Source organism: Roseateles sp. P5_E11 (genome assembly GCF_054049355.1).
This window is the reverse complement of the sequence record NZ_JBFUMO010000290.1, coordinates 1-7,222: the sequence shown is the minus strand read 5'-3', so window position 1 is coordinate 7,222 and position 7,222 is coordinate 1. Positions and strand designations below refer to the sequence as shown.

General features: G+C 66.6%; 6 protein-coding genes. 5 read left to right on the top strand and 1 reads right to left on the bottom strand.

The window, feature by feature from the left end; all coding sequences use genetic code 11:
- Positions 1-573, bottom strand: a 573-nt coding sequence (locus ACXJKR_RS19530) for an AAA family ATPase (RefSeq protein ID WP_457324228.1), incomplete at its 3' end; no start/stop codon positions are given.
- Between the two features lie 110 nt (positions 574-683).
- Between ACXJKR_RS19530 and ACXJKR_RS19525 the strand changes: the two genes are divergently transcribed.
- The 5 genes from ACXJKR_RS19525 to ACXJKR_RS19505 form a co-directional block, all read left to right on the top strand.
- Positions 684-1,328, top strand: a complete 645-nt coding sequence (locus ACXJKR_RS19525) for a c-type cytochrome (RefSeq protein WP_457324227.1) — start codon at positions 684-686, stop codon at positions 1,326-1,328.
- A gap of 140 nt (positions 1,329-1,468) precedes the next feature.
- On the top strand, positions 1,469-2,674 hold the full coding sequence (locus ACXJKR_RS19520; protein WP_457324226.1) for an HD-GYP domain-containing protein: 1,206 nt from the start codon (positions 1,469-1,471) through the stop codon (positions 2,672-2,674).
- Positions 2,675-2,728: 54 nt separating this feature from the next.
- A complete protein-coding gene (locus tag ACXJKR_RS19515; protein WP_457324225.1) occupies positions 2,729-4,297 on the top strand; it encodes an ABC transporter substrate-binding protein in 1,569 nt (522 codons plus the stop codon).
- 76 nt (positions 4,298-4,373) lie between these two features.
- Positions 4,374-6,287 carry a hypothetical protein gene (locus ACXJKR_RS19510; protein WP_457324224.1) on the top strand — a complete coding sequence of 638 codons (1,914 nt, stop codon included), beginning with the start codon at positions 4,374-4,376 and terminating at the stop codon, positions 6,285-6,287.
- A 125-nt stretch (positions 6,288-6,412) separates the two neighbouring features.
- Positions 6,413-7,222 (top strand): TonB-dependent receptor (locus ACXJKR_RS19505; protein ID WP_457324223.1); only part of this gene is annotated, 810 nt, incomplete at its 3' end.

Sequence of the window (7,222 nt, the reverse complement as noted above, 5' to 3'; positions counted from 1 at the left end):
CTTCTTCATCGTCTCGGCGTCGGGGAACTTGATGTAGTGGAAGAAGCAGCGGCGCAGGAAGGCGTCGGGCAGTTCCTTCTCGTTGTTGGACGTGATGAAGACCAGCGGCCGGTGCTTGGCCTTGATCAGCTGGCGCGTCTCATAGACATAGAACTCCATGCGGTCGATTTCGCGCAACAGATCGTTGGGGAACTCGATGTCCGCCTTGTCGATCTCGTCGATGAGCAGCACGACCGGCTCGTCGGCCTCGAAGGCCTGCCACAGCACGCCTTTGACGATGTAGTTCTCGATGTTGCGAACGCGCTCGCTGCCCTCGATGCCGGCGAGCTGGCTGTCGCGCAACCGGCTGACGGCGTCGTACTCGTACAGGCCCTGCTGGGCCTTGGTGGTGCTCTTGATATGCCACTGCAGCAGCGGCATGCCTAAAGCGCCGGCCACTTCCTCGGCCAGCATGGTCTTGCCGGTGCCGGGCTCGCCCTTGATGAGCAGCGGCCGCTGCAGCGTCGCCGCGGCGTTGACCGCGAGCATCAGGTCGGCCGTGGCGACGTACTGGTCGGAACCTTGGAATTTCATTGGGAAAACCGGGGCAAAACCCGAACTGAAGAGGGGCCGGACCAGTATAGGAGGCCTCCTATAATCGCCGCCGCTCCGGAACACGACACCAACCCGAACCTCTTGGGACCATGAAAAAACTGCTGCAGATCTCGCTCGCCCTGGCCACCGCCTTTGCTGCCCTCGCAGCCCAGGCCCAGGACGTGAAGGCCGGTGAGACCAAGGTCGCGATGTGTATCGGCTGCCATGGCATCGTCGGCTACCAGGCCAGCTTCCCCGAGATCCACAAGGTGCCGATGATCGCGGGCCAGAACGCCAAGTACATCGTCTCGGCCCTGCAGGCCTATGCCAAGGGCGACCGCAAGCACCCGACGATGCGCGGCATTGCCGGTTCGCTGAGCGAGCAGGACATGAACGACGTGGCCGCTTTCTACGAGCAGCAGGCCAAGCTGCCGGCGGTGGCCGACAGCATTCCGGCCGCGCCGGCCAATGTGGCCGAGCTGCTGACCAAGGGCGCTTGCGTGTCCTGCCACGGCGCCAACTTCAGCAAGCCCATCGACCCGAGCTACCCCAAGCTGGCTGGCCAGCACGCCGACTACCTGACCGTCGCGCTGAAGTCCTACAAGACCGAGAAGAACCCCGGGGTGGGCCGCAGCAACGGCGTCATGGCCGGCCAGGTCAAGCAGTTCRGCAACGCCGAACTGAAGGCCATCGCCAGCTACATCAGCACGCTGTCGACCGAACTGGCCACCGTGCCGCAGGGCAAGTTCCGCTGACCCGGCGCGACCGCCGCCCGACCGAGCCGCCTTCAAGGCGGCTTTTTGTTGCCCGCGGCAAAAGCGTGCAGGGCTGCACGATCGTTGCACGGCCTTGCCTGCGTCACGCACGGATACTGGTGCGCATAGACGACGCTGTCATGTTGAAGAAGATCTCGACCTCCGACGTGAGGCTGGGCATGTATCTCCAGGCGATGGAGGGGGCCTGGCTCTCTCATCCGTTCTGGAAGACCAAGTTCGTGCTGGCCGATGCCGCCGACCTTGCCGCCCTGCAGGCCAGCGGCGTGTCGGCCGTCTGGATCGACGTCAGCAAGGGCGGGGATGTGGCTGCGCCTGCGCCAATCGCCGCCGTGACCGTCGCTTCCCCGCCCACGCCGCCCGCCACAGCCGCCCCTCAGCCGCGCGTCAGCATGGAGTCCGAGCTCGACCGCGCCACCCAGGTGCTGGGCCGGGCCAAGGTGGCCGTCATGGCGCTGTTCAACGAGGCGCGGCTGGGCAAGGCCATCGACACCGAGGTCTGCCTGCCCATCGTCGACGAGGTCACGTCCTCGCTGGCGCGCAACCCGTCGGCCTTCCTCAGCCTCGCGCGGCTCAAGGACAAGGACACCTACACCTATATGCACTCGGTCGCCGTCTGCGGCCTGATGGTGTCTCTGGGCCGGCAGATGGGGCTGTCCGATGCCGAAGTGCGTGAAGCTGGCCTGGCCGGGCTGCTGCACGACGTCGGCAAGATGCAGATGCCCATGGAGGTGCTGAACAAGCCCGGTGCGCTGACCGACGCCGAATTCGACGTCATGCGTGGCCACCCCGAGCGCGGCTTCGACCTGCTCAAGGACGGTGCCAAGGTGCCGCCCTCGGCCCTGGACGTCTGCCTGCACCACCACGAGAAGATGGACGGCAGCGGCTACCCGCACAAGCTGGCCGGCGACCAGATCAGCCTGCTGGCGCGCATGGGCGCGGTCTGCGATGTCTACGACGCCATCACCTCGACGCGGCCCTACAAGAATGCCTGGGACCCGGCCGGCTCACTGCAGCGCATGTCACAGTGGAAGGGCCAGTTTGACCCGAGCGTCTTCCAGGCCTTCGTGAAGAGCGTCGGCATCTACCCGACCGGCACCCTGGTGCGACTGCAGTCCGGCCGCCTGGCCGTTGTGGTCGAGCAGAACGCCATTTCACTGGTCGCGCCGCGCGTCAAGGTTTTCTACTCGACCAAGTCGAGCATGCCCATCCCGTTGCAAGTCATCGACCTGGCCACGTCCACCGACCGCATCGCCGGCCGCGAGCCGCCCGAGGACTGGAATTTCACCCATCTCGACGAGCTCTGGAACCCGAACGCCAAACGGTAACGAAGGGGCTTTGACGGCCTCCTAAACTGCCAGCCCTGCAGTTGGGAGATGGCAATGAAGCGATGGCTGGGTGTAGCTCTTTTGGCATGGACCTGCGGTGTGTCCGCGCAGACGCTGCGCTGGGCCAGCCAGGGCGACCCGCAGACCATGGACCCGGACTCGCAGAACGAGAGCCTGACCAATATGGTCAATGGCCAGATCTACGAGCGGCTGACCAACCGCGACGCCAAGCTGGGCCTGGTGCCAGGCCTGGCCACCGAATGGAAGCAGACCGGGCCGCTCGCCTGGCGCTTCAAGCTGCGCCCCGGCGTCAAGTTCCATGACGGCACGCCGCTGACGGCGGATGACGTCGTCTTCTCGGTACAGCGCGCCAAGGAGCCCACCTCGCAGATCGCCGTCTGGGCCAATGCCGTCGGCACGGCCAAAAAGGTCGACGAGCTGACGGTGGACTTCCAGCTGACCACCTTCAACCCCATCTTCCTGCAGCACATCGACCAGCTGTGGATCATGAGCCGCAAGTGGTGCGAGGCACACAAGGCCACCAAGCCGCTGGACTTCAAGAACAAGGAAGAGAGCTTCACGGCGCTGAACACCAACGGCACCGGCCCCTTCATGCTGGCCAGCCGMCAGCCMGGCRTSAAGACSGTSYTCAAGCGCAACCCSAACTGGTGGAACAAGTTCGAGGGCAATGTGCAGGAGGTCGTCTACACGCCCATCGCGACCGACGCGACGCGCCTGGCCGCGCTGGTGTCGGGCGAGGTCGATTTCGTGCTCGACCCCGCGCCGCGCGACATTGCGCGCTTGCGCAACACCGCTGGCGTCAAGGTCATCGAAGGCCCGGAGAACCGCCTCGTCTTCATCGGCATGGACCAGWCKCGCGACAAGCTGCTCTACGGCAACGTCCCCGGTGACAAGAACCCCTTCAAGGACGTGCGCGTGCGCCGGGCGCTGTACCAGGCCATCGACATCGACGCGCTCAGGACCAAGCTGATGAGCGGCCTGTCGGTGCCCACCGGCGCGCTGACGCCGTCCGGCATCGCCTCCTTCGACGACCCGGCCCTGCAGGCCCGCCTGCCGCACGACCTGGCCGGCGCGAAGAAGCTGATGGCCGACGCGGGCTATGCCGATGGCTTCGAGGTGACGCTGGACTGCCCCAACAACCGCTACATCAACGACGAGGAAATCTGCACGGCCCTGGCCTCGATGTGGGCCCAGCTGAAGATCAAGGTCAAGGTCAACGCCATGCCCCGCGTCATCTACTTCCCCAAGCTGGAGAAGTACGACACCAGCCTCTATATGTACGGCTGGGGCGGCTCGGTGACGGATGCCGAGAGCATCCTGACGCCGCTGTACCGCACGCGTGGCGACAAAGGCGTGGGCAACTACAACTTCGGTGGCTTCCGCAACGACAAGGCCGACGCACTGGCGGCGCAGTCCAGCGTCGAGCCCGATCCGAAAAAGCGCGAGCAGCAGATCCGCGGCGCGCTGGCCGAGCTGCGCGAGCAGGTCAACATCATCCCGTTGCACCGCCAGGTGGTGCCGTGGGCGGCGCGTGCGAATGTCACGGCCATCCACCGGCCCGACAACTGGCTGGAGCTGGCCTGGGTGCAGATCAACCGTTGATTTCGGCCCTTTAACGGCCCACCACCCGGTGGGCTGGCGCGGCACACTGGCCCAAGCCCAGATTCACGCCCGCGCCATGCTGTACCGCCTTGCTGCTTTTGCCCTGACCCTGCTGCTCGCCTCCTGCGGAGGAGGCGGTGGCGGTTCGGACACGCCTGTGCTGGACAAGCCGCCCACGTTGCGCGGCGTTGCCGCCACGGGCGCGCCTCTGGTCAATGCGCAGATCAGCGTCGTCGATGGCCAGGGCAAGGCGGTTGGCACGGCCACCACCCATGGCGCCGACGGCAGCTACAGCCTGACGCTGAGCACCACCAGCCCCGCCGCGCCTTTGTTCATCCAGGCGCGAGGCATGGATGCTGCCGGCACCATGCAGGTGCTGCATTCCACCGTGCCGGCCATCAGCGCCGCCATGGTCGGCCATGTGACGCCGCTGACCAACGCTGTCGTCGCGTTGTCCCTGGGTACCGAACCTGCGCCGGTATTCGCCGCCGCCTCGACCAGCACCAGCCAGCTGAGCCAGATGGCCAGCGCCGCGCCTGCTGCGGGCACCTTCCTGAAGACCCTGGTCAAGACCCAGGTCAGCGACCTGAAGATCACCGACGCCGCGGCTCTGGACCTGCTGGCGGATTCGACCTTTGCCGCCAACAAGGGTGCTCACGACCTGCTCATCGAGAGCGTGCGCATCGACCTCGCACGCTCCAAGCTCAACGTGCCGGTGCTGCAGATCGGCAACAAATTCCTCGCCGCACCGACGGCCGAAGTCGTCGTCGAGCTGCCCACGGCCCAGACCGAGTTGCTCAAGGCCACCGGCACGCCAGCCACCGCCATCACCTCGACGTTGAAGGCCGCGACCAGCGCGACGACGCTGCTCGGCACCTTGTCAGGTCTGGATGACCTCGGCGCGGCGCTGAACCAGCTCATCGCCCAGGGGCGCGACGTCAGCACGCTGCTGAACTCCGTCCTCGTCACCGGCTACGACAAGCACAACGGCCGCAGCAAGGCCGACATCGCCGGCATCCTGTCGACCTATACGACGGGCAACCGCCAGTTTGGCCGCTTCCAGCTGCTGGGCTGCGCCGACGATGCACCGACCGCCGGCAACTGCGCCAAGGTGCTGGTGGGCGCCGTCATCAGCGATTCCACCGGTGCAGTCGTCGACCTTTTCAGTGACGCGGTCAGCTACAACAAGTCGGCCACGACGACCAACAAGTGGAACCTGATCGGCAACGGCAAGAAGCTGGCCGTCGGTGTGTATCCGCTGGGCTTCCTGGCGCTGAATGCCGATGGCACGGCCAGCGGTGCCGTGGTGCCCAACCCGGGCATCGGCCTGCAGGTTGAGGTCCAGGCGCAGACGGCCGATCCCGTGCCCGGCATTCCGGCAACGCAGCTGCTCAGTTCGGCCACGGTGCAGCTACCCGGCGGCTTCAGCATTCCCTTCGGCTATTGCAACCGGCTCCTGCTGTGCGTGTCGTCCACGCCGGGCGCCACCAACCTGATCCCGACGGGCGGCGTGGGCGACATCGCCATCCAGCGTTCGGCGGTCGGCTGGATCGGCAGCGCGGACAGCGTGCGTGGTGCCAAGTTCATCGCCAGCTACACGATTTCCGGCGTGGCCGAGACGCGCAACGCCTGGCTGCGCGCCGACGTGCTCGGCGAGCCGGCTGCCACGCGCTTCCCGAGTGTTGACAGCGTGTCTGCAGCCAGCCCGGTGTCCGCCGCCTCGCTGCAGAGCGGCAGCCTGGTGATCAACTGGGGCGCCTGGGCCGCTGCCAACCCCGACCTGCGCCTCATCGAGATCAAGCGCGTCTTCACGCCGACCGCCGGCGGAGCGCCCACGGTGCTGGACACGAGCGTGCCGCTGCCGCCCAAGACGGCGGCGACGCTGAGCACGGCGTACACGCCGGTGGGCAGCGTCACGTCGGAGCTGTGGCTGCAGGCCATGGACGCGCAGGGGCGACGTTTCCATACCCGTTACACCGGCAAACCGTGAATTGAGTCGCGGACCGGCTCGCAACCGGCGTTGTTGTGAAATGTGACAGCGACTGCGGACGGGGCCAAAGCTAAGCTTTCGGCACCGTTTCCCATCGCCGCCGACGTCTGCCGGCGACCGCCCTTGTGAAAAGCCGCCTAATTGCGCTGGCGTGGTTGTCCACGCTGGCCCTGACTCCAGCGGCTCAAGCCGCTCCAGCCGCCGCCGATGCCTCGGACGACCAGGCGCTCGAAGCGCTTCTGAAACGGGAAGTGCAGGGTCCGTCCCGCTATGCCCAGAGCCTGATGGACGCGCCGGCATCGGTCAGCGTGCTGGAGCGGGGTGTGTCCGATGCCCTTGGCCACCAGACCGTGGGTGACCAGCTGGCCCGCCTGCCGGGCGTCTACCTCAGCAACTCGCGCACCTACAGCGCCCTGGGGCTGCGCGGCTTCAACCGGCCGGGCGACTACAGCGCCCGCCTCCTGATGGCCATCGATGGCCAGCGCGTCAATGACGCCATCTTTGACCAGGGGCTGCCGCAGCTGGAGCTGCCCATCGTCGCCGAATGGGTCAAGCGGGTGGAGCTCGTCCACGGCCCCGGCTCCTCGATCTACGGCAGCAATGCGCTGCTGGGCGTCGTCAACGTCGTGACGCTGAATGGCGCTGACGCGCCGGGCCTGACGGCCCAGGGCAGTGTGGGCGAGAACGGCACGCGCCGCGCCGAGATGCATTACGGTGCTGCCGCGGCGGACAGTGATTTGTTCATCGGCCTCAACCTGCAGCGCACCGCCGGCGAGGACCTCTTCCTGCCCGAACTCGGCACGGCCGATGGCTGGGTGCGCGGTCTTGATGGCGAGCGGCAGGTGGCGCTGCTGGCCAAATACCGCAACGGGCCGTGGCGAGTCGCGTTGAACGCGGTGCGCCGCGACAAGGATGCCCCGACCGCACCCTACGGC

Coding starts and splice junctions, on each gene's coding strand:
- ACXJKR_RS19520 (WP_457324226.1), top strand. CDS start 1,469: ATGTTGAAGAAGATCTCGACCTCCGACGTGAGGCTGGGCATGTATCTC.
- ACXJKR_RS19510 (WP_457324224.1), top strand. CDS start 4,374: ATGCTGTACCGCCTTGCTGCTTTTGCCCTGACCCTGCTGCTCGCCTCC.